Below are 21,300 nucleotides of genomic sequence, written 5' to 3' on the forward strand. Positions count from 1 at the left end.
GTTTTTTGAGCGCATTTACATAGAAAGTTAAATGAAAATAGAGATACGAAAAGATTTATCGCTTATCTTTGCCGCATGACTACCAATAAGATAACCCCCGAAGAATTATGGGCAAGACAGCAGATTAGCAGTCTTGATGTGAACTATGATTTATGGAATGAACGCAGAGCATCCATACAGGCATTCTCACAGTTGAGCCAAAGTTGCATCTTCACGGTGGATGTTTTCAAAGAGAGGTACGATTTTGCATCCGACAATTTCGCTAACATATTCGGATATAACCCTACGTGGATAAAGACAATCCGAAAGCAAGGTGATTTGTTGGAGGAACGGATTCACCCAGAAGACCGGACGCAAATCATCGAACACCAGATTGAGCATGGGCAGTTCATCTATTCACTTCCGCAGGAAGAAAGAAATAATTATCAGCAGATATTCCAAATTCGTATGCTGAATGCCCGGCAGGAATATGTAAATGTTATCAGTCGTCATCAAGTCATTCAGAAGGATAAGAACGGAAAGGCGTGGATGATTATGGGGGTGATGGATCTTTCACCCGATCAAACGTCTACGGAGCGAATCAAGCGGACGGTTATCAATCGGAAAACGGGCGAAATACTTGCATCGGGAATAGTTCCGGCAGACCAACAACTAACCAAACGGGAGAAAGAGATACTGATCCTAATCCGACAAGGATTTTTGAGCAAGGAGATTGCATCTAAGCTGAATCTTAGTATTTACACGGTGAATAATCACCGCAAGAATATATTGGCAAAGCTGAATGTCGATAATGTAATCGAAGCCATCAACCGGGCAGAAAGTTTCGGAATCCTCTATTGATTTACGGTAGCCAGTCCAGGCTGTTCGTCAATGGATTTGTTTTGCGATACTGTTCCAGTTCTTCGTAACTACGAACGCCACCAGCAAAAACAGCATGGTATATTTCTATGCCGGGTATCTGTACGCCATCGGGCACATCGAATTTTATTTGAATGATCGTTTTCCGAAGTTCAGGAGTAAGACGGTTCATAATGGCAGCAGTCACACGTTCCACCACCCCATCATATTTTGAATTCTTGCGGATGTGAATCATATCGAACTTCCATGTATTCAGTTCCTCGTCTTCGTATAGGGCGTGCCATTCGATGCATTCTTCTTCTGTCTGAATCAAATTCTTATATTGGACTTCCTTTAAAGAGAGCCGTTCAGCAAGTTCCTGCATCACAGAAAAGCTGGCTGCAGTATCCAGTCTATCGGTATAGATATGCAGGTCTATATCTTTGCTCTTTGCCAGCAGACCGGATTTGAGCGAGCCTACCAAATGAACAGTTGCCCCAATGCGTTGCCATGCCGGAATAATACCGGTGTGTTCCAGTATCGTCCAAGCGGTTTGCTGATTATGTAGAGCAAGTTCAAGAATATCCATATCATTCATTTTGAGCGTGCAAAGATATAAAACTTATTGGGATATAGCTATAAATAGCCATTTCCTATCCCAATGGATTGCCGTAATTTTGCGCACCGTTTTTGAACCTATTTTCATCATTTAGCAGTAAACTACTATGGTATTCAATCAAACAGAGAAGCAAGAAATAAGCTATTTGCAGCAAATAATCAATCGGCTGAAGCAGGTAATCAGCCATACCGATGTGTCCGTGAAAGACCATGTTGATACGTTGGCAGAGTACAAAGACTATCTTTGGAGTAATAAAGATATTGATCCGCATGAGATACGCTCCATGCGTGAAAGCATCCTGAATCATTTTGCCATAGGCGAAAGTGTAATCGACAAACGCCAACGGCTTGCCAAAATAGTGGATATTCCCTACTTCGGTCGAATCGACTTTCAACAGAAGAACGAGGACCGTTCGATAATCCCTGTTTATATCGGCATCCATACCTTTCACGATACTGAAAGCCGGACAACCCTGATTTATGATTGGCGGGCGCCTATTTCGAGTATGTTCTACGATTACGAACTAGGCGAAGCATCTTATCAATCCCCATCGGGAGAGATTACCGGGAAGATTTCCCTGAAACGCCAATACCGAATCCGGGCAGGAAAGATGGAATTTATGATTGAAAGTGCCTTGACTGTTCACGATGAAATTCTGCAAAAGGAACTGAGTATTAATGCAGATGATAAGATGAAGAACATCGTTGCCACCATCCAGCGAGAACAAAACCGGATTATCCGTAATGAGGAAGCCCGAACGCTCATTATTCAGGGTGTAGCAGGTTCGGGCAAAACTTCTATTGCCCTGCACCGCATCGCCTACTTGCTGTATGCTTTTCAGGATAGTATCTCTTCAAAAGACATATTGATTATTTCTCCGAATAAGGTGTTTGCCGATTACATTTCTAACATCCTGCCCGAATTGGGCGAAGAAACCGTACCCGAAACCAGCATGGAACAGATACTTTTCGAAGTGTTGAATCACAAATACAAATACCTGAGCTTTTTTGAGCAAGTGAATGAATTGCTGACAAAACCAACACCGGACTTTATCAAGCGAATCGAATATAAATCCTCTTTCGATTTCATCGCAAGTTTGGATCGCTTCATTCTGCACATCGAAAACCACTATTTTAGGGCGGAAGATGTGAAACTAACCAAACATATCACCGTCCCGGCTGAATTTATCGAAGAGCAATTCCACCGTTTCAACCGATACCCCATGCGCCAACGGTTCGAGGCAATGACGGATTATATTCTCGATATGATGAAAGTACAGTACACTTTCACAGTGACGACTGCGGAACGGAATTTCCTAAAAAAAGAAATCAAGCGAATGTTTGCTGGAAACAATGACCTGCAAGTCTATAAAGATTTCTTTGCATGGATGGATAAACCGGAACTGTTTAAAATGCGGAAGAGCCACACGCTTGAATATGCCGACCTAGCACCATTGGCATATCTGCATATCGCTTTGGAAGGTAGTACTAAGAACTGCGTCAAACATTTGCTGATAGATGAAATGCAAGATTATCCTCCAATTCAGTACAAGGTAATGCAAAAGCTATTCCCTTGCCGGAAAACGGTGTTGGGCGATGCCAGCCAGTCGGTCAATCCTTACGGCTCGTCTACTGCGGATATGATTCAGAAAGCCCTTGTCACAGGTGAAGTGATGAAGCTGTGCAAAAGCTACCGTTCTACTTGTGAAATCACTGATTTTGCACAGAAAATACGGACAAATACCGATCTTGAACCAGTCGCACGACATGGAGAGAAACCGAAAGTATTACAATATAATAATGAGAAAGAAGAACTATCTGCTATTAAAGAATTAATTGCCACCTATCAGGCATCCGCCTACAAATCGCTGGGGATTATCTGCAAAACCGAATTGCAAGCCCGTGAGATGGCAGACAAATTACAAATTCCCGATATTCATTTCCTATCAAGTCAAAGCACTGCTTTTGTGCAGGGTATTATTATCACCTCTGCACACATGGCAAAGGGTTTGGAATTTGATGAGGTTATTATCCCACAGGTAGATGGTAAGAATTATCATTCGGAAATAGACCGGAGTATGTTATATGTGGCAACTACAAGGGCGATGCATCGCCTGACGCTGACATACACTAAAAACAAAACATTTTTACTCTATTAAATACATTGAATTAAACTAAGCCATATAGATATTGGAGCATTTTTAGAAGAATGGAAACTACCTTGAGAGAAATGATACAAAGATTTATTTACTTCGAGACAAAAGAAATTTATGAATGGATAGTTTGGCGTTTCTTAATTATCCATACATTTGCACTGTATCAACTAACAAAAGTATTAACTTCTTATGAAACTCTGTATATAGCTACGCTCCTGCGAATAGCCCCTTTCAAGAAAGCTATTCAGCTATTTGACAAATAACGATTTATTTGCCACAGAGATTTTACATCCTTTTCATTTATGAATTTACGAACTGGCAGACTATATTATGCAGTCTGCTCGTGTCGTGCTATTTTGCTATTTAGCGATAAATTGATACATATAAAAACTTATGATGACAAAAACATATCCACGCACCGGAGATAAGCAAACAGTCTATCTGAATACCGTGATTAATGATCCACAAATTGAGGTTGGCGATTATACTATTTACAATGATTTTGTAGCTGATCCCTTGCTATTTGAGAAGAACAATGTGCTTTATCATTACCCCATCCACCGGGAGAAGTTAATCATTGGCAAGTTCTGTTCTATTGCCTGTGGCACGAAGTTTCTGTTTAATTGCGCCAATCACACACAGAAGTCTCTGTCTACCTATACCTTTCCTCTATTCTATGAAGAATGGGAGTTGAAGAAGTCGAATATTACTACTGCATGGGATAATAAAGGCGATATTGTGATCGGCAATGATGTATGGATCGGCTACGAAGCTGTGATTATGGCGGGTGTTCATATTGGTGACGGAGCGATTATTGCCGCACGTACCGTAGTGACGAAAGATGTTCCACCTTATACGATTGTAGGCGGCACTCCTGCCCGTGAAATACGAAAGCGCTTTGATGCAGAGGTGATTCAACAATTACTCATGCTGAAATGGTGGGATTGGTCTTCTGATAAGATACGCAATTCTTTACCATACATTATGGAAGGAAAACTAAATGAATTACTTACCGTTAAGAAAGATATAATATGAGGAATTTTGCAGAAGAGATGCTCTTAAAGATTGATGCTGAAATAGAATCAATCGGTTTCAATAATGATATAACCATCAATGATGCTCTGCACATGGTTAAGTATATTATTCCGTTATACGATCAATTGAGGAAACTCACTGTAGAGCATATATTTTCTTCCACAGAGGAAGAAATCTACTTTTTCAAAGAATTAAAACCTAGTATTTTAGGCAGATACCTGTATTTCAACAAAGTTTACAGGATTGAATCACAGTGTCCCAGCGGTAGTAATGATGTTATAAAAGAGTATCTAAACGACGAGCTTGGTGGATTAACATATTTCTTTCGCAGAAATCTGGAACTTTATCAATATTACCGTTCTAAAGCGACAACATATGATACCTACTATTTCATTCGAGGAAAAGCAGATATTCGTTTGTGTTGTGATAGTTTCCAATGTGATCGAGACCCCATGTTTTCAACTGGCTACGATCATAAGATAGCTAAGATATTGGCAAATGAAATGCTTCAAATCTATCTAAACAAACGGATTATCAATTTGGGGCAGTCGGAAGCTATAAACAAACAGGCTATTACCCAAATTCCGTATCCTGCAAATTGGACTAGCAATAAAATCTTCCTGATAGAACTTGGCTATGCTCTATATGTTGCAGGAGATATTAACAACGGTAATATAACCGTGAAAGAAATAATGGATTTGTTGGGTACAATGTTCAATATAGACTTGGGTGATTACTATCGTGGTTATATTACTCTGAAAAATAGAAAAAAAGATCGGACTCTCTATTTAAAAACATTGATAGAAAAACTACTTAAACGTATGGAGGAAGATGATGAGAAATAAAACAGATCGTATTTTTATTGGTAAAAAGGCGAATATGCGTATCTTTGTATCAACATCATAATAAAATGAGTAATTCCTTTAAAGAGGAAACTTATATATAACATAACGTTCGCAGAACGTCTCAGATAGAAAACTGGCACTTTTTTATATAGGTAGAGATATTTTGCGCGATGCTTATGCTATGCTTTGTCATAGCGTGGGCTCGCGTACTTCTACCTAAGGTATGCCAGTACCTCTATCTGAAGTAGCGTGGGTTCACGCTTCTTTTTTCTAGTATTGACAACTTATAAAATAGTGAATTATGAGGAAAATCAAATTGTATATAGCCGTTTCTCTTGATGGTTATATTGCTACACCTGATGGTGGCGTAGAATGGCTGAATCAATTCCAAATCTCAGGAAATGAAGATTATGGGTATAAAGAACTATATCAGTCTATTGATTCGGTTCTAATGGGTGGTCGAACGTATAGAGATATAATAGGCTTCGGCTGTGAATGGCCTTATAAAGATAAGGTTTCTTATATTATTTCCCGAAATGAAGTGAATCTGACACCAGCAGCAGAGGTGCATTTCATAACTGAAAACATTATATATAATGTAGAGAGATTGAAAAAACAAGAAGGCAAGGATATTTGGCTGGTAGGTGGCGGTGAACTTGTATCTATGCTGATGAATGCCGATCTAATAGATGAAATGCAACTTTGCTATCTTCCAATAGTTTTAGGTCAGGGATTTGCTCTGTTCCCCAACAAGCCGAAAGAAACTGTCTGGAAACTAATTAGCAGTAAATCATTTGATTCAGGAGCTATGCTAATCAGCTATTCAAAGTAAATTAAATTAAAGTAGAAAACTATCAAGTTGTCAGATACTTGGTAGTTTTCGATTTTTTGATAACTCATAATTCATTTTAGGTTCTTTCCTCTTCTTTTGGGAGAGATAACCAGCCTAATCAGCCTTAAAATCATCAAATTTATTTTTGCCACCTTGTCAATGGGTTGTCAATTCATCTTCCACAATATGCAGAACTTTGCTTCATCAATCGATTGAGAATAATAATGTTGAACTTAAAATTGAAGCAAAATGTATATAGACAACGAAAACTTCGAGAAGTGGATGGAGAAGCTATCCAAGAAACTCACCGAGATCGGACAAGATTTGAAATCTCTTATCAATACCGATACTGTGTTCGATGAAAACGAAAGGCTATTAGATAATCAAGACTTAGCCTTTCTGTTGAAAGCATCTTTTAGAACCTTGCAACGCTATCGGGCAAAAGGTGTACTTCCCTACTTTACCATCGGACGGAAAACGTATTATAGAGCCAGTGACATCCGGGCTTTCGTCCGTGAATATGCAGATTCTCAAACCTACAAACAGTTTGAAAAAGCGAATCAGTTGGTTTATCAGCCCTGATAGCAAAAAGTAGCAGAGGAAAGAAGCCTGTGTTCAGGCTATTCCTCTGTACCACCACCCCGATTTAGCACAAACTGCCTCACCTATCGGTGCAACCCGTTTCGCTAAATCGAGCAAGAGGGAACTGGACAAGTCCTGTTCTTCCCTCTTGCCCTGCGGGGCAAAGCCTTCGGCTTTAGCGTGTTACAAGAACACGCTGTAATGACACCTGTAATAAGCATTTCCTTTTCAATGCTTATTGTCAGGTATTTATCTATTCATATTTCTATAAAAAAGTAATTACCATGCCAAACAACAGTCGAAAAACGATATTCACAACCATTTCCATAGACAAGGAAACAGCAGCTTTGGTAGAGAAAATATGCAAACGCTATTCACTGAAAAAGAGTGAAGTTGTAAAGTTGGCGTTTGGGTATATAGATAAGGCTCATATCAACCCATCCGAAGCACCTGAATCTGTAAAATCAGAACTGGCGAAAATAAATAAGAGACAGGATGATATTATCCGTTTCATTAAACACTACGAGGAAAAGGAACTTAACCCGATGATACGGGCGACCAATTCTATAGCTGTCCGCTTCGATGGAATAGTGAAGACTTTGGAAACGCTTGTCCTTTCCCAATTGGAGAAGAACCAAGAGAAATACAATGCCGTACTGCAAAAGCTAAGCGACAAATTAACCGAACATGCTAATGTGATAAATGGTCAGGGTAAACGAATCGACACGTTATCCGAAGTGCAGAAAAGAGATAATGTAAAATTGTTGAAGTTGATAAACCTCTATGCGGATTTGGCAGGCTGCGGAGTAATGGACGGCAAGCGAAAAGAGAGCCTGAAAGCCGAAATTTACCAATTAATCAACCCCGAATAAACGATGAATATAGATTTTCCGCCACCATCCAACGGCACATATAACAATGCAGGCAGTAGCCGAAAGTTATGCAATTATTGCGAGCATGAGGATATGGAACGCATGGAGCAGGGAATCTATACCGAAGGATTTTTCAACCTCAGGGATGATAATGTCTATAAATCCCAAGTGATTAAAGATATTGATTCTAATATCGGTCAGTTATTAAAAACGGATGCCAAGTTTTACGCTATCCATGTCAGCCCATCGGAAAAGGAGCTTCGGGCAATGGGAGCTACGGAACAGGAACAAGCCGAAGCCATGAAACGGTATATCCGTGAAGTGGTTATTCCTGAATATGCCAAGAACTTCAATAAAGGATTATCGGCAGAAGATATAAAATTCTACGGTAAGATACATTTCAGCCGGGACAGGTCAGACACCGAACTGAATATGCACTGCCATTTGATTGTCAGCCGTAAAGACCAATCGAACAAAGTCAAAATAAGTCCGCTAACAAATCACCGAAATACCAAGAAAGGTGTTAGCACTGGTGGTTTCGACCGCACAGCCTTATTTGAGAAAGTGGAGAAAGGATTTGATAAGCTATTCGGCTACAATCGGCAACTATCTGAAACATTCGAGTATTGCAACACCATGAAAAATGGCAGTATTGTGGATAAACTACGGATGCAGGAACGGGAACTGAACACCCCTGAACAAAATTTTGCTGGAGAAAAGAAAAAAAGAAAGAAGATTTGCAAATGGGCAGATATGCAGATAAGCAAGCAGACATGATTGAAAGCAAGTTTGCCAATAAGCAAGATTCCAATTCGACCGATTTAGGGTTATCCTCTGTTTTCGGAGTGCTTACACCTAATACGAATAACAAGGAGGAAGAACAAGTTCCAGTGAAAAAGAAAAAGAAGAAACAAAGACCAAGATTAAGTTGATAAAATGTTGGATTTATATTGTGCCAGAAGTTATTTCTCCGCAACTTCGGTTATTTCCCGCTCATGGCTTCCCTGCCCGTTTTGAAGGGCGGAAGCCTGCAAGAATGACCGATTGTCCGAGAATAACTTTTGTCAGTTTTAGTGGTCACGATGCATGATTAAGCGAATACGAGAAAAATACTGTATCGGGAATCGGAGATACAAAAATTGGTGGAGATGTATTATTCTTCTGAGTAACAAGCGCTCTCATTAAATGTCTAAATGACAGAATTTAATAACATTTATGTGGGATGATTTCGTTTTTTGAAGATAAAGCCGTACCTTTGCAAAATTATGGATGTACTATGTGATGATACGATGAAATCTTTCACAACAGCCTTTGAAACAGGATTGAGTAAACTTGGTTTTAACGAGGAACTCAATGAGGGTCTATTCTTCACTAAGGATATAGATCAATACGCTCCTATCCATAATCTTTGGTTTCACTTAGAGAAGGCAAAAATCTTTCAAGCAGATGCCATTTTTTGCCGAAAAATAATAGGAGACAAATATATACCTCAAGTTTACTTATACGATTTTACGAAAAAACACACTTATGAAGAATCTGTCTTAACGGAGATTCATAAAAAGATATGGACTTCATCGGAAGTTCCTATTGTTTGTGTGTTTACCAAAACAGATATTAAAATACTAGATACAACATCTCCAATAAACAAGGAAAATGATGTTCCAACGTATTTGGATAAAATTGCTTTAACATCAAAAGTTCATCGTATTTTCAATGCCCAGTTTGCCAATGACATTAGAACAGGTGCATATTGGGAAAATGAAACAATAAAAAAGAAACTATCTTTCAGTAAAAATTCATCGTACAGCATTCTTATTGAGTATCTCAAAATTATTATTAATGAGGCTGTAAAAAATGCTGATTTAGAGAAAAAGCGACTTATACAAAAACTCATCGTACAAAGTATATTGGTAAAGTATCTTGAGGAGAAAGAGGATGCATATGGGAACCGTGTGTTCCCTTCTAATTTTTTCAATTCGTATTCTAATGCTACCTGTTTTTGTGACATTTTGAGGAATGGTCGTTTGTTTGATTTTTTTGAAGATTTGAACAAAAATCATTTCAATGGAAAAGTCTTTGAATGGAAAGCTGATGAAAAAGAAAAATTAAATGAGAATAAATTCTCCTACTTAGCAGATGCTTTGAGTGGTGATTCAAGCAGTGATGGGCAAATGTCGATATGGCGACTTTATTCTTTCAATTATATTCCTGTAGAATTGATAAGCCGCTTGTATGAAGAATTCATAGAAGACGAAGAAAAATCAGAAAACGGAGCAGCCTATACCCCATCTCACCTTGCAAATTTGTTGGTTGATGAGATAATGCCTGTTGAAAATACAAAGGATTTAGATAGGTTCAAAATTATTGACCCTGCATGTGGTTCTGGCATTTTTTTGGTAATTGCCTTCAAACGGCTTATACAATGGTGGAGAGCAAGAAATCAATACAAGAACCCATCTTTATCGGAGTTAAAGCAAATTCTCAATAACTCCATATTTGGGGTTGATATAAACGAAACGGCGACACAGCTAACAGCATTTAGCTTGTGTATTGCATTGTGCGAGGAGCTTACTCCTAAGCAAATTTGGAATGAATTACGGTTTGACGATTTAACAAAGAAAAACATATCGCATAAAGATTTCTTTCTTTGGTTGGATGAAAATAAAGATGAAAAGGAATCATTTGATATTGTAATCGGCAATCCGCCTTTTGTGAGAGGTGGAGTATCTACAAACTTAGGAACATGGACTATTAGTGAATCTGAAAGTGTAGGTATTCCTCAAAATCAGATTGCATTAAAATTTCTGTCTGAATCTATACAGTTGCTAAAACCACAAGCGCAACTATGCTTAATAATTAAGGCATCCGGCTTGTTGTATAATTCTACATCTGCCGAGTATAAGAAAGTTTTATTTACACATTATAATGTAAATCAGATTCTTGATTTTACCCCTTTAGCGAGAAATAAATCTTTGTGGGATTGTGGAACTGATGTTGCTGCAGCAGCTGTGTTCCTTACAAAAGAATCTCCTAATATAGAGAAGAACATTCTCCATGCGATATTTAGGAGAACTAAAGCTACCAAAGAACGTATCGTTTTTGAAATAGACGAATACGATCTTCATTTTATTTCTCGTAATGATGCTTCTACTAATCCATACATATTCAAATGTAACCTAATGGGAGGTGGAAGGATTAATGCACTAATAAAAAGGTGCTTAGATTATGATAGCCTTGAAGTACATTTGAAGAAGAAGAATTGCAATAGTGGAGAAGGCTTTATCAAGGGGAAAGGCGGTAAATTGACAAAGGAATTTATTTACGTTTATCCCTATCTTCCAACAGAAGCATTTGATGAATATGGTATCCACCTGATGGAATTACCATATTTAGACAAAGACGATAAATTTGTCAAGATTCCAAATAGAGAACTTTTTGAATACCCTAATATCATCATAAAGGAAAACATAGGTGAAAAAGAAATTCCTATTTTCTTTAATTCCACTCAGAATTTCTCTTTCAAAGACAAATTAATAGGAATTTATTCTTACAATAGAGATATTGATGTTTTGAAAAACATATATCAGTCTTTTAAGAATTATGCTGATTTGTATCGTTTTTTTTACTTTTTCCACAAGTAGCCAACTTTTAATCAATTTAAATACGGCGATTCTGAAAGAGGATATAATGAGGCTTCCTCTCTTTTCTCAGACTTTTTATTTAACCGATGTAGATAAAAAGGTTATTTTTGACGTAAATCATTATACCCAAGAGTTTCATAGACGTGGTGAAAATTCTATTGTGCTTAATCCTGTGGAAAATAATTCTGTAATCAAAAGTTACGGTGTCGAATTTTCAAGAATATTGAATCATATGTATGCTGACAATGGGAGGATTTTCAAATTATCGGATATTGTTCGATTTAATGATGATAAGTTCATTGGGGCTGTTTTTACATATGATGATGTTGATGTAAAAGAACCTAAGATTTTAAAAACGGATTATTCAGATGAGATAGAAGGGCTTTCTAAGTTTAAAGTCAGCGAGCATTTTAGTTCTACTCGAATTATTAGATATTATTCAAAGAACAAGGTGCTATTTGTAAAACCTAATCAAATGCGTTATTGGCTTCCCTCAATTGCATATCGAGATGCTGATAAAACATTTGCTAACATACACGCATTTGAATGATTGTAGAGGATAAGCATATATATTCCAATAAGCCGGATTTTGACATCCCTACAGGCAAGCTACTCCAATGGATTGAAAAATCATTTGTAGAAACAACTCCAGTTTTTCTACATACATTGCTACCAAATTTGAATGAAACTCAATATGCTCAAGAATTTGTTGCCGAATTAGAGAGAACTTTGCGTACAATGGAAATCCCCTTATGCGTTGGACGTGAATATTCTGATATTTATACTGAAGGAGCGGACAAACAACGCACGGTTGATTTTTATTTTTATCCGGTAGAGCAAGGAACATCAAGAAAATCTCTATTTTCGGTAGAAGCAAAAAGATTGCCTACGCCCGGAGGACAGGATAGAACAAAAGAATATGTTTTAGGCGCAGGAGGAGGTATTGAGCGATTTAAAAGAGAAGACCACGGCAAAGGTTTATTCAATTGCGGAATGCTTGCATTCGTAGAAAAACAAGATTTTGCCCATTGGTATTCAACCATTAATTCGTGGATAACAGATGTTTCTATTTCTGAATCGTGGAGTACGGAAGAATGTTTAACGGGGCTTTCCATAAACACAACATGGGCAAAATCCATATCTACAGTAAAAAGAAAATCAAGCAATTTGACATTAATTCATTTCTGGATTAATGTCCTGAAAGAAGAATAGCCTCAATCCATTGCAATACGCATCAAATGGTATGTACACTGCATTGTTTGACTGGAATGATACTCCATCATTTGATATCAGGTTAAAATTTATTTTTATTATATGGATATATCGGAATTTGTGTACCTTTACAATGAGCTATTTGAGGAAATGCAGCATAAAACGCAGAAATACGCATGGTTGCCAAATCGTTACCTCTACCGCTGAAAAATCTCGCATATAGACTTCTATTCTAAGACTTATCTTCCTAAGATAATTTTATAAAATAAAAAACATTCAACTTTGAAAAGCAAAAAGAAAGATATATCTTTGCCTACAATATTCTCCATGAGCAAACTATCGCAAAAGCACGTAGCAAATTAGTGGGATAATTCATGGGATATGCTTGAAGCAAGAAGTATAAAGTTTTAAATATCAGCGTGGTAACTCTGCAAGGAGAATCCCAGGCGGATCACAAAAATAAAAAAGCCTCTGATTTTCAGGGGCTTTTTTTATTACCCTACGGCTTTCTCCGGCTCAGTTTGAAAAAGGAGGATCAAGGGGGATCAGTTGTAATTCGGGGCAGTAGAAATTTAGTGGGGATATCCATATATCTTTGCCATTCTAAACAGAAAAAACTTTCTGTCTGCCACTCCATGTAAGTTTGCCCTAAAGAGTTTGATCTTGGCGTTGAAAGACTCTGCTGCCGCGTTTGATGTCCTCTTGTTATAGAAGTTTAGAATATCATCATAGTGTTCGTAGAATATAGCCGCAATGACATTGAAAACTGGAATACGTATCGGAACACTAATTTAGTGTAACAAGACATGCTGCATGAACTGAAATGTTAAGTATTCACTCTTTTTTGATTTTCAGAACCTTAATCATATTATAGTTTCGAAATTATTAGTAACTTTGTTATTGATTTTAAAATTCACCGTCGTAAAGTTTACGATGGTAAACTTTACGACGGTGAAATCAAATATAAAAAGATAGGATATGAAATTCTACAATAGAGAAAAAGAGCTAGCATTATTGGAAAAGGTCCGCCGAGTGTCTTTTTCCGTACATTCACAAATGACGGTACTTACCGGTCGGCGGCGTATCGGTAAGACCAGTCTTATATTCAAAAGTTGTGAAGATACTCCTACGGTATATCTATTTGTCAGCCGAAGCAATGAAACAGATCTTTGTTTACGATTTACTTCCGAGATCCGACAGGCACTTAATATTTATGTACCAGAACTTACCAATTTTGCAGAAATGTTTCGTTTCTTAATGGATTTGGGAACACGGATGGAATACAATCTGGTTATTGACGAGTTTCAGGAATTCTATTACATAAATCAAGAGATTTACAGTTTGATACAGGATACTTGGGATCGGCTGAGGAAGCAGAGCCATGTCAATCTTATCGTGAGCGGTTCGGTTTATACACTTATGAATAAAATCTTCAGAGATTCCAAAGAACCGCTGTATGGTCGTGCTGACAGTATAATGAAATTGTCTTCTTTCACTACTTCCATATTAAAAGAAATCATGTCGGATCATAAAGCAGACTATACCAAAGATGATTTGTTAGCACTCTATACCTTTACCGGTGGTGTTCCAAAGTATATTGAGCAGTTTATGGACAATGGATGTACGAGTATGGAAAACATGGTTGATTTCATGTTGCAACCCGATTCGTCCTTTCTGACCGAAGGACAGGCTTTGCTGATACAGGAGTTCGGAAAAAAATACGGCAATTACTTTTCAATCTTATCAGCAATCTCCAACGGTAAGAATACCTTGCCGGAAATGGAAACTGTTATGGGTGGAATGAGTCTGGGCGGACAATTAAAGAGATTGGAAGAAGACTATGATTTGATAAAGAAAAAACGGCCTATACTCTCAAAAGAGGGTTCCCAGACAGTCCGTTATGAAGTATCGGATATGTTTTTACGTTTCTGGTTCCGGTATTTTATCAAGTATCAAAATTATATAGAGATACAGAATTTTGAACGCTTGGCTGATATTATTAAAAAGGATTATCCAACTTTTTCCGGCTTAGCTTTGGAAATGTATTTCCGCCAACAGATGATGGAAAGCAAGGAATTTGCAGATATAGGTTCGTGGTGGCAAGGCAAGAATAATAAAGATCAGGATGAAATAGATATTGTCGGACTATATGCAGAAGAGAAAAAAGCTCTGGTAGCAGAGGTGAAAAGACAATCCAAAAATTTCAAACCGGATTTGTTCACACTAAAAGTAGAGGAATTACGGAAAAAAATCTTGTTTAAGTATGAAATAGAGAGCAGGCTTTTTTCAATAGAAGATATGTAGATGTGAATTCTATTTAAAGCACCATGATTACTAAAATTAATATTGAAAGACTTGGATTGTTCTCAAATTATTATTGGAAACAAAATATTGGGACATTAGTGAATCAGAATAGAAAATCACGATACTACAGTATTGTGAACACTACACCACAATACAGTAAACTTAAAAATGTATCCAAACTCCTTGAACTAAAGAGAGTTTGGATACCTCAATATTTACAGTAAAAAATATTATTGGGAGCGTAAAATAAACTGTGTCAAGCCTTCTTTTCTCTAAAATCTCTTCGGTCGGGGAACGCCCAGCGGCAAGGGGCGGGACCACCCGTCCCGACGAGCGACAAAATTAGATTAAAATCAATCGTTCTCCAAATTTAATTGCTAATTGTTGTGCAATTATAGCCCAATTAGCAATAGGCATAGTCCACTTTTTACGTACGTTCCGGTAAGCAAGATAAACCAATTTTTCAAGGGCTGTATCCGTAGGGAATACGCCCTTGTTTTTGGTAACCTTACGAATCTGCCGATGATATCCTTCAACAGTATTAGTAGTGTAGATAAGTGTTCTAATACCTTGAGTAAATTGGAAATACGCAGATAGCCGTTCCCAATTATCCCTCCATGATTTTATCACAATAGGATAAAGTTTTCCCCATTTCTTATCCAAATTATCCAGTTCCATTTCAGCTGTTTCTTTGCTTACAGCTTTGTAAACAAGTTTAAGGTCTTTCATAAATTCCTTTTGATTCTTGCTGGCTACGTATTTGATGGAGTTGCGAATTTGGTGGACAATACAAAGTTGGACAGTAGTATCAGGATAAACACTCGCAATAGCATCAGGAAAACCTTTCAGGCCATCTACACAAGCTATCAGAATATCCTTCACACCACGATTCTGAAGATCCGTAAGGACGGACAACCAAAAATTAGCGCCTTCGCTATGAGCAATATACATCCCTAAAAGTTCTTTATGACCTTCCGAGTCTATTCCCAAAACATTATAGATAGCGCGGCTGACAGACTGACCGCGATCATCCATTACTTTATAATGAATAGCATCCATGAAAACAATGGGGTAAACAGAATCAAGACTGCGAGACTTCCAAGCCTTTATTTCCGGAAGTACACGATCGGTGATTGAACTAATTGTATCGGCAGATACACGATTACCTAAGTTTTCCTCCATCCAATCACTGATTTGACGCGTACTGTTACCCAAAGCATACAAACCGATAATACGATCAGAAACGCTCTCCGCAAGAACCGTTTCACGCTTCTTTATAAACTGAGGATCAAAGCTGGAATTACGATCACGGGGAGTGGAAACAGTAACCTCCCCTAAGGGAGTTTGAACCTGCTTATGCATCCTGCCATTACGGCGATTACCCTCTTCACGCTCTGTTGGACTAAGATGCGCATCCATCTCACCTTCCAAGGCGGCGTTAAGAATACTTTCTAAAAGAGGAGCAAAAGCACCATCTTTACCTAACAAGGATTTACCCGATTTAAGTTGTTCGAGAGCCTTGTTCTTAATACTTTCAAAATCAAATTCTTCGTTCATAAAAAAAACTGTGTTAGCAAAGTTAATTCTTTTTTCTTTCCTGACACAGTTTAAATTACATTCTCTATTATTTATAAAGTTTCAATCAAATCTTAATTATGCTTACAACATAAATGTGATAACTACCCATATAAACAGACAGAAGTGTATCACATAATTATGACAACATCATCTCATATCTTTTCGACCACAATTCGCAGCAATTTTTCATTTTCCCCTCTTAAAAACTTAATTTCTTCTTTCAACCAATCTATTTCCTTGTTTTTTGAGGAAATCAATTCAGCTATCATTGCATCAGGAATATAATTACTACTGATAAAATTCAATATCTTGGAGATATTTATTTCTTCTCTTTTTTTAAAGTTTCAAATTGCTCCTTTTGTTTATCCAACAGCTTTTCGAAAATCTCAATTACCTGTTCAACAGGAAAACTATTAAAGGTCTGATTATTGCCTGTATTACTGACAGCACTTTTAACACCACAATTCTCGTAGAAGTTATTCGTATTATACAGAATCGTTTCTTCGTTAAAGTTCTTCAGGCCATCTACAGTAACGCCTAGCGCTGAAGCAATCTCGCCTAACCGTTCATCGTCAAACTTCTCTGTCTGTTCTATCTTCGAAACAGCCTGTTTTGTTATACCTAACAGATCACCGAGTTCCGCTTGAGTCATTCCCCGAAGCCGACGCACCCGTTCAATTTTTCTTCCCAGATGAATCGTATTTGTGTACTTTTCCGTTTCCATATTCCAGTCTGTTAATTATTTGCCCTGCTTTATGCACTCTCTTAGAATCTCTATTTTCTCCTGTTCACTTTTCAACAAGCGTTCATACAGTTCAACCACCTTTTCAAGAGGATTAATCTGCTGGTTATGAGCATAAACAGTAGCGATTGCTCCCGGAGAAATCGTGGCATCTTTATAGTTATTAATATTACAAATGGCTTTTTCAACATCAAAATCCTTAATGACATCAGTAGATATTCCCAAGACTTCAGCTATTTTTGTCAACAGTCCGTCTTCTATTTCATCTTGTTTCTCTATTTTCGAGATCTCCTGTTGACTAACACCCAGATCAGAAGCCAACGCTTCCTGTTTCATACCCAGATACACACGGATTCTTTGCAGATTGCGACCGACATGCCTTTGATTCACCTTGTCCTTTACTTTAATATCCATATCATTATTGCTTTAGTAAATACATTGAGACAAAGATAATGAAAATAAAATTCGCAACTACATATCGCCCTTTGAAAAAGACAGCTTTCCTATCTGTTTCTCTTTTGATATAACCTAATTAGATCTATTTTATCCCAGTCTTTATCATTCTTATCTACTTCTAAAACTTTACTACCGTAAAGTTTACAACGGGTAAAGGTTTAATCAACAACAATATTACCTTATAAAATCAAATATACAACAGGTAGTAAGAAACAACTCTGTCCTGATAAAAGTCAACTTTATTTTTTTCAGTTCCCAGTTCTATATGCATAATTTTGTCCTGTCAGTTTTTTACTGACAGGAATCGTGGCGCCACATTCAAAACAGTAACAGAATAATGTTTAATTAACATTGACATTCTGAACAATCATTATTTAACCAATAAAATCTAATAGCCTATGGGATAAGTAAAGTCGTTACAATCGAGACATAGCTTTAAATTGTCCGGAAATTTAGCTATCCAAAAACAAATTAGTAAACATACAATTAAACAAAAAACATGAAATCATTTTCTGATAAAACAAACATAGGGTGGAATAATCCCCTAAAGACTGTTTATAGAATGAATTTTTACCTATTATTCTTATTAATAGGTTCATTATCGATACTTGGATCAACACGGGCTTATTGCCAACAGAGCAAAACAATCTCAGGTATAGTGAAAAACTCTCAAGGAGAGACGATTATCGGAGCGAATATCGTTGAAAAAGGTACCAGCAACGGGACGATTACGAATGTAGACGGACAATTCACACTGCACGTAGCACCCAATGCAATATTAAAGGTATCTTATATGGGATACACGGAACAGGAAGTCAATACACGCAACAAGAACAAGGTGGAAATCATACTGACGGAAGACGCCAGACTGATTGATGAAGTAGTGGTGGTAGGATACGGATCGGTCAAAAAACGGGATTTGACGGGTGCGGTAACCTCTGTCAAGAGCGCGGAAGTGCTGGCCGCTCCTACCAATAATGTAATGGAAGCACTTCAAGGCAAGATACCCGGAATGGATATCACCAAAACTTCAGGACAGATAGGGGGTGATGTCACTATCCTGCTTCGTGGTTCACGATCCATCTATGGCAGCAACGAACCGTTGTTTATTATCGATGGAATCCCCGGCAGCTATAGCCAAGTCAGCCCGTCGGACATTGAGAGTGTAGATGTATTGAAAGATGCCTCCTCCACCGCCATTTATGGTTCCGCAGGAGCAAACGGCGTTGTCATCATCACCACCAAAAGAGGAAAAGAGGGGAAAGCTACCGTAAACTTCGATGCTTATTACGGATTCAGCGGTTCACCCAACTACAGGCATGGGATGACGCGGGATGAATGGGTCACCTATCAACGGGAAGCCTATAAATATAAAAACGGTGACTATCCCACAGATATGTCCGCCCTACTGGGAAAACAGGATTTTATAGATGCATACAACAACGGCAAATGGATAGACTGGGTGGATGAAGTATCGGGCAATACAGCTACCACAGAGAAATACAGTCTTTCAGTCAGTAGCGGCACTGAAAAGACAAAATTATTTGCTTCGACTTCCTACAACCGGGAGGAAGGTTTACTTAGCAACGAGAATCTGAACAGATATTCGTTACGCCTCAATCTGGATCAGCAGATATTTTCATGGGCAAAGGTAGGCTTTACTTCCAATTTAGTCTACCGGGACTTGAACTCCGGCGTGAAAAACACATTCACCAAATCTCTCTCCACCATCCCGCTGGGTGATGCTTATACCGAAGAAGGGGAGATCAATCACGAATTCATCACGGGACAATATTCCCCGATGAGTGATTTCATAGAGAATCAGTATGTAGACAACACCCGTTCCACCTACCTGAACATGAGTGGCTATGTCGAACTAGCTCCCGTCAAAGACCTGACTTTTACCAGTCGTGTCAATGGAACTTTGAATCACTCACGCCGCGGGCAATACTGGGGAGAAAAGTGTAATGCCAACCGTCCGTCTTATGCAGGTTCACCGCATGCTTCCATCACCAACAACAATGCCTGGAATTACACTTGGGAAAATATTCTCGCTTACAACACAACCATCGCAAAAGACCATAATCTGGGAGGTTCACTGATTACTTCCTGGAATAAGAACCAGTCGGAAAGCAGCATGGCTGCCGCCAGCGGTCAGATGGTAGATCAATGGTCTTTCTGGCGACTGGCATCGGGTACTTCCCAACATGTGGAGTCCGACTTCGCACAGACACAGAAAATGTCTTTTGCCTTCCGTCTGAACTATTCGTACAAGGGCAAATACCTGTTTAATTTCTCGACCCGTTGGGACGGTGTTTCACAATTTTCTACCGGACATAAATGGGATGCCTTCCCCGCAGGCGCACTGGCGTGGAGAATATCCGACGAGGCATTTATGGAAAAGACACGCAGTTGGCTGGACAACCTGAAGTTGAGAGTGAGCTACGGTATCACGGGTAACTCGGGAGGAACCACCGCATACAGCACCACAACACAAGCATACGTATATACCGCTTCGGGAATTTCCATTAATGGGAAAATCGTTCCTTTCACGCAATACGCTGATAGTTACGGTAGTTCCGATCTCGGATGGGAGAAATCATACAACTGGAATGTAGGGTTGGATTTCGGCATCCTGAACGGTCGCATCGACGGCTCAGTAGAATGGTTCAAAACAACAACCAAAGGATTATTATTCAAACGTACATTGCCCATCACCAGTGGTCTGACCGGATGGGGATCGCCTCTGGCCATCTGGCAAAACATCGCCCAGACCAGCAATCAAGGTGTGGAAGCAACGATCACTTCACACAACATACGGCACAAGGATTTCACTTGGAACACCACTTTATCCGTCACCTGGAACAAGGAACAAATAGACGCCCTGCCCGACGGTGACCTGATTGCTGAAAATCTGTTTGTCGGTGAACCGATTAAGGCCATTTACGGATATAAGTATGCCGGAATCTGGAGAACCGATACTCCACAGGAGACATTGGATGCCTACGGCGTAAAACCCGGCTTCATCAAGATAGAAACCTTAGACCAGAAAGGTGACGGAGGCGTACATAAATACAGTACGGAAGACCGACAAATTCTGGGACACTCCAATCCGGACTGGATCATCGGATTCAGCAATTCCTTCACCTACAAGAATTTTGATTTATCTGTCTTTGCCATGGCACGTTACGGACAAACGATCAACAGCGACCTGCTCGGCTATTATACCGCCGAACAGAGCGTAACCAAGAATCAGCTGGCAGGTGTAGACTACTGGACAGAGGATAATCAGGACGCCTATTTCCCCCGTCCCGGAACGGCAGATGAGCAAAAAACCGTATATCCTTCATTAAGAGTACGCGACGGTTCCTTTATCAAGATTAAGAATATCACACTGGGATATACACTGCCCGTAAACATATCACGCAAGGTTTTGATGGAAAAATGCCGCATCTATGCCACAGCCTACAATCCGTTCATCTTTGTAAAAGACAAACAATTGAAAGATACTGATCCCGAAACCAACGGTTCGGATGCATTCCCTACCTACCGGCAATTTGTTTTTGGCGTTAATTTGACATTTTAACTAA

At 38.7% G+C, this 21,300-nt stretch carries 16 protein-coding genes and 2 pseudogenes; 13 read left to right on the forward strand and 5 right to left on the reverse strand.

What is annotated here, in order from left to right:
- Positions 1 to 75 precede the first annotated feature (75 nt).
- Positions 76 to 840 carry a LuxR C-terminal-related transcriptional regulator gene (locus NXX38_RS01370; protein WP_258978419.1) on the forward strand — a complete coding sequence of 255 codons (765 nt, stop codon included), beginning with the start codon at positions 76 to 78 and terminating at the stop codon, positions 838 to 840.
- Between the two features lies 1 nt (position 841).
- On the opposite strand, the gene NXX38_RS01375 is transcribed toward NXX38_RS01370, so the two are convergent.
- Positions 842 to 1,426, reverse strand: coding sequence for a nucleotidyltransferase domain-containing protein (locus NXX38_RS01375; RefSeq protein WP_258978420.1), 585 nt, complete (start codon positions 1,424 to 1,426; stop codon positions 842 to 844).
- A gap of 136 nt (positions 1,427 to 1,562) precedes the next feature.
- Here NXX38_RS01375 and NXX38_RS01380 point away from each other — a divergent pair, with 136 nt between their 5' ends.
- The 10 genes and pseudogenes from NXX38_RS01380 to NXX38_RS01425 all read left to right on the forward strand — a co-directional run bounded on the left by NXX38_RS01380 (position 1,563) and on the right by NXX38_RS01425 (position 12,630).
- A complete protein-coding gene (locus NXX38_RS01380; protein WP_258978421.1) occupies positions 1,563 to 3,614 on the forward strand; it encodes a UvrD-helicase domain-containing protein in 2,052 nt (683 codons plus the stop codon).
- A gap of 390 nt (positions 3,615 to 4,004) precedes the next feature.
- Entirely contained in the window at positions 4,005 to 4,646 is a 642-nt protein-coding gene (locus tag NXX38_RS01385; protein WP_258978422.1) for a CatB-related O-acetyltransferase, read from the forward strand.
- Positions 4,643 to 5,491: an RteC domain-containing protein gene (locus tag NXX38_RS01390; protein WP_258978424.1), complete on the forward strand. Its 849-nt coding sequence runs from the start codon at positions 4,643 to 4,645 to the stop codon at positions 5,489 to 5,491. The genes NXX38_RS01385 and NXX38_RS01390 overlap by 4 nt, the downstream gene beginning before the upstream one ends.
- A gap of 301 nt (positions 5,492 to 5,792) precedes the next feature.
- Complete coding sequence (locus NXX38_RS01395; protein WP_258978425.1) at positions 5,793 to 6,323, forward strand: dihydrofolate reductase family protein; 531 nt, start codon at positions 5,793 to 5,795, stop codon at positions 6,321 to 6,323.
- A gap of 249 nt (positions 6,324 to 6,572) precedes the next feature.
- The gene (locus tag NXX38_RS01400) at positions 6,573 to 6,905 is read left to right on the forward strand and encodes a helix-turn-helix domain-containing protein (protein WP_258978426.1); all 333 of its coding nucleotides are present in this window, start codon (positions 6,573 to 6,575) and stop codon (positions 6,903 to 6,905) included.
- Between the two features lie 284 nt (positions 6,906 to 7,189).
- Positions 7,190 to 7,777 carry a BfmA/BtgA family mobilization protein gene (locus NXX38_RS01405; protein WP_258978427.1) on the forward strand — a complete coding sequence of 196 codons (588 nt, stop codon included), beginning with the start codon at positions 7,190 to 7,192 and terminating at the stop codon, positions 7,775 to 7,777.
- Between the two features lie 3 nt (positions 7,778 to 7,780).
- A pseudogene (locus NXX38_RS01410) lies at positions 7,781 to 8,709 on the forward strand (DUF5712 family protein).
- Positions 8,710 to 9,042: 333 nt separating this feature from the next.
- Positions 9,043 to 11,418, forward strand: coding sequence for a class I SAM-dependent DNA methyltransferase (locus NXX38_RS01415; protein WP_258978428.1), 2,376 nt, complete (start codon positions 9,043 to 9,045; stop codon positions 11,416 to 11,418).
- Positions 11,378 to 11,968 carry a hypothetical protein gene (locus NXX38_RS01420; RefSeq protein WP_258978429.1) on the forward strand — a complete coding sequence of 197 codons (591 nt, stop codon included), beginning with the start codon at positions 11,378 to 11,380 and terminating at the stop codon, positions 11,966 to 11,968. The genes NXX38_RS01415 and NXX38_RS01420 overlap by 41 nt, the downstream gene beginning before the upstream one ends.
- Positions 11,965 to 12,630 (forward strand): hypothetical protein, encoded by a 666-nt coding sequence (locus tag NXX38_RS01425; protein ID WP_258978430.1) that lies wholly within the window; start codon positions 11,965 to 11,967, stop codon positions 12,628 to 12,630. Before NXX38_RS01420 ends, NXX38_RS01425 begins: the two co-directional genes overlap by 4 nt.
- 572 nt (positions 12,631 to 13,202) lie before the next feature.
- On the opposite strand, the pseudogene NXX38_RS01430 reads toward NXX38_RS01425, so the two are convergent.
- Positions 13,203 to 13,394 (reverse strand): annotated as a pseudogene (locus NXX38_RS01430) (transposase); the annotation flags it as partial.
- 214 nt (positions 13,395 to 13,608) lie between these two features.
- On the opposite strand from NXX38_RS01430, the gene NXX38_RS01435 reads away from it, so the two are divergent.
- The gene (locus tag NXX38_RS01435) at positions 13,609 to 14,934 is read left to right on the forward strand and encodes an ATP-binding protein (protein ID WP_148365367.1); all 1,326 of its coding nucleotides are present in this window, start codon (positions 13,609 to 13,611) and stop codon (positions 14,932 to 14,934) included.
- A 342-nt stretch (positions 14,935 to 15,276) separates the two neighbouring features.
- Here the strand turns inward: NXX38_RS01435 and NXX38_RS01440 are convergent, their stop codons facing one another.
- From NXX38_RS01440 to NXX38_RS01450, 3 genes are all read right to left on the reverse strand, one after another.
- Complete coding sequence (locus NXX38_RS01440; RefSeq protein ID WP_258978431.1) at positions 15,277 to 16,491, reverse strand: IS256 family transposase; 1,215 nt, start codon at positions 16,489 to 16,491, stop codon at positions 15,277 to 15,279.
- Positions 16,492 to 16,831: 340 nt separating this feature from the next.
- Positions 16,832 to 17,236, reverse strand: coding sequence for a helix-turn-helix domain-containing protein (locus NXX38_RS01445; protein ID WP_004299170.1), 405 nt, complete (start codon positions 17,234 to 17,236; stop codon positions 16,832 to 16,834).
- 15 nt (positions 17,237 to 17,251) lie between these two features.
- Entirely contained in the window at positions 17,252 to 17,668 is a 417-nt protein-coding gene (locus tag NXX38_RS01450) for a helix-turn-helix domain-containing protein (protein ID WP_015531339.1), read from the reverse strand.
- Between the two features lie 541 nt (positions 17,669 to 18,209).
- On the opposite strand from NXX38_RS01450, the gene NXX38_RS01455 reads away from it, so the two are divergent.
- Positions 18,210 to 21,296, forward strand: a complete 3,087-nt coding sequence (locus NXX38_RS01455; protein ID WP_258978432.1) for a TonB-dependent receptor — start codon at positions 18,210 to 18,212, stop codon at positions 21,294 to 21,296.
- The last annotated feature ends 4 nt before the right edge of the window (positions 21,297 to 21,300 follow it).

The sequence above is a fragment of the Bacteroides sp. BFG-637 genome, assembly GCF_024793605.1.
In the GTDB taxonomy this organism is placed as follows: Bacteria; Bacteroidota; Bacteroidia; order Bacteroidales; family Bacteroidaceae; genus Bacteroides; species Bacteroides vicugnae.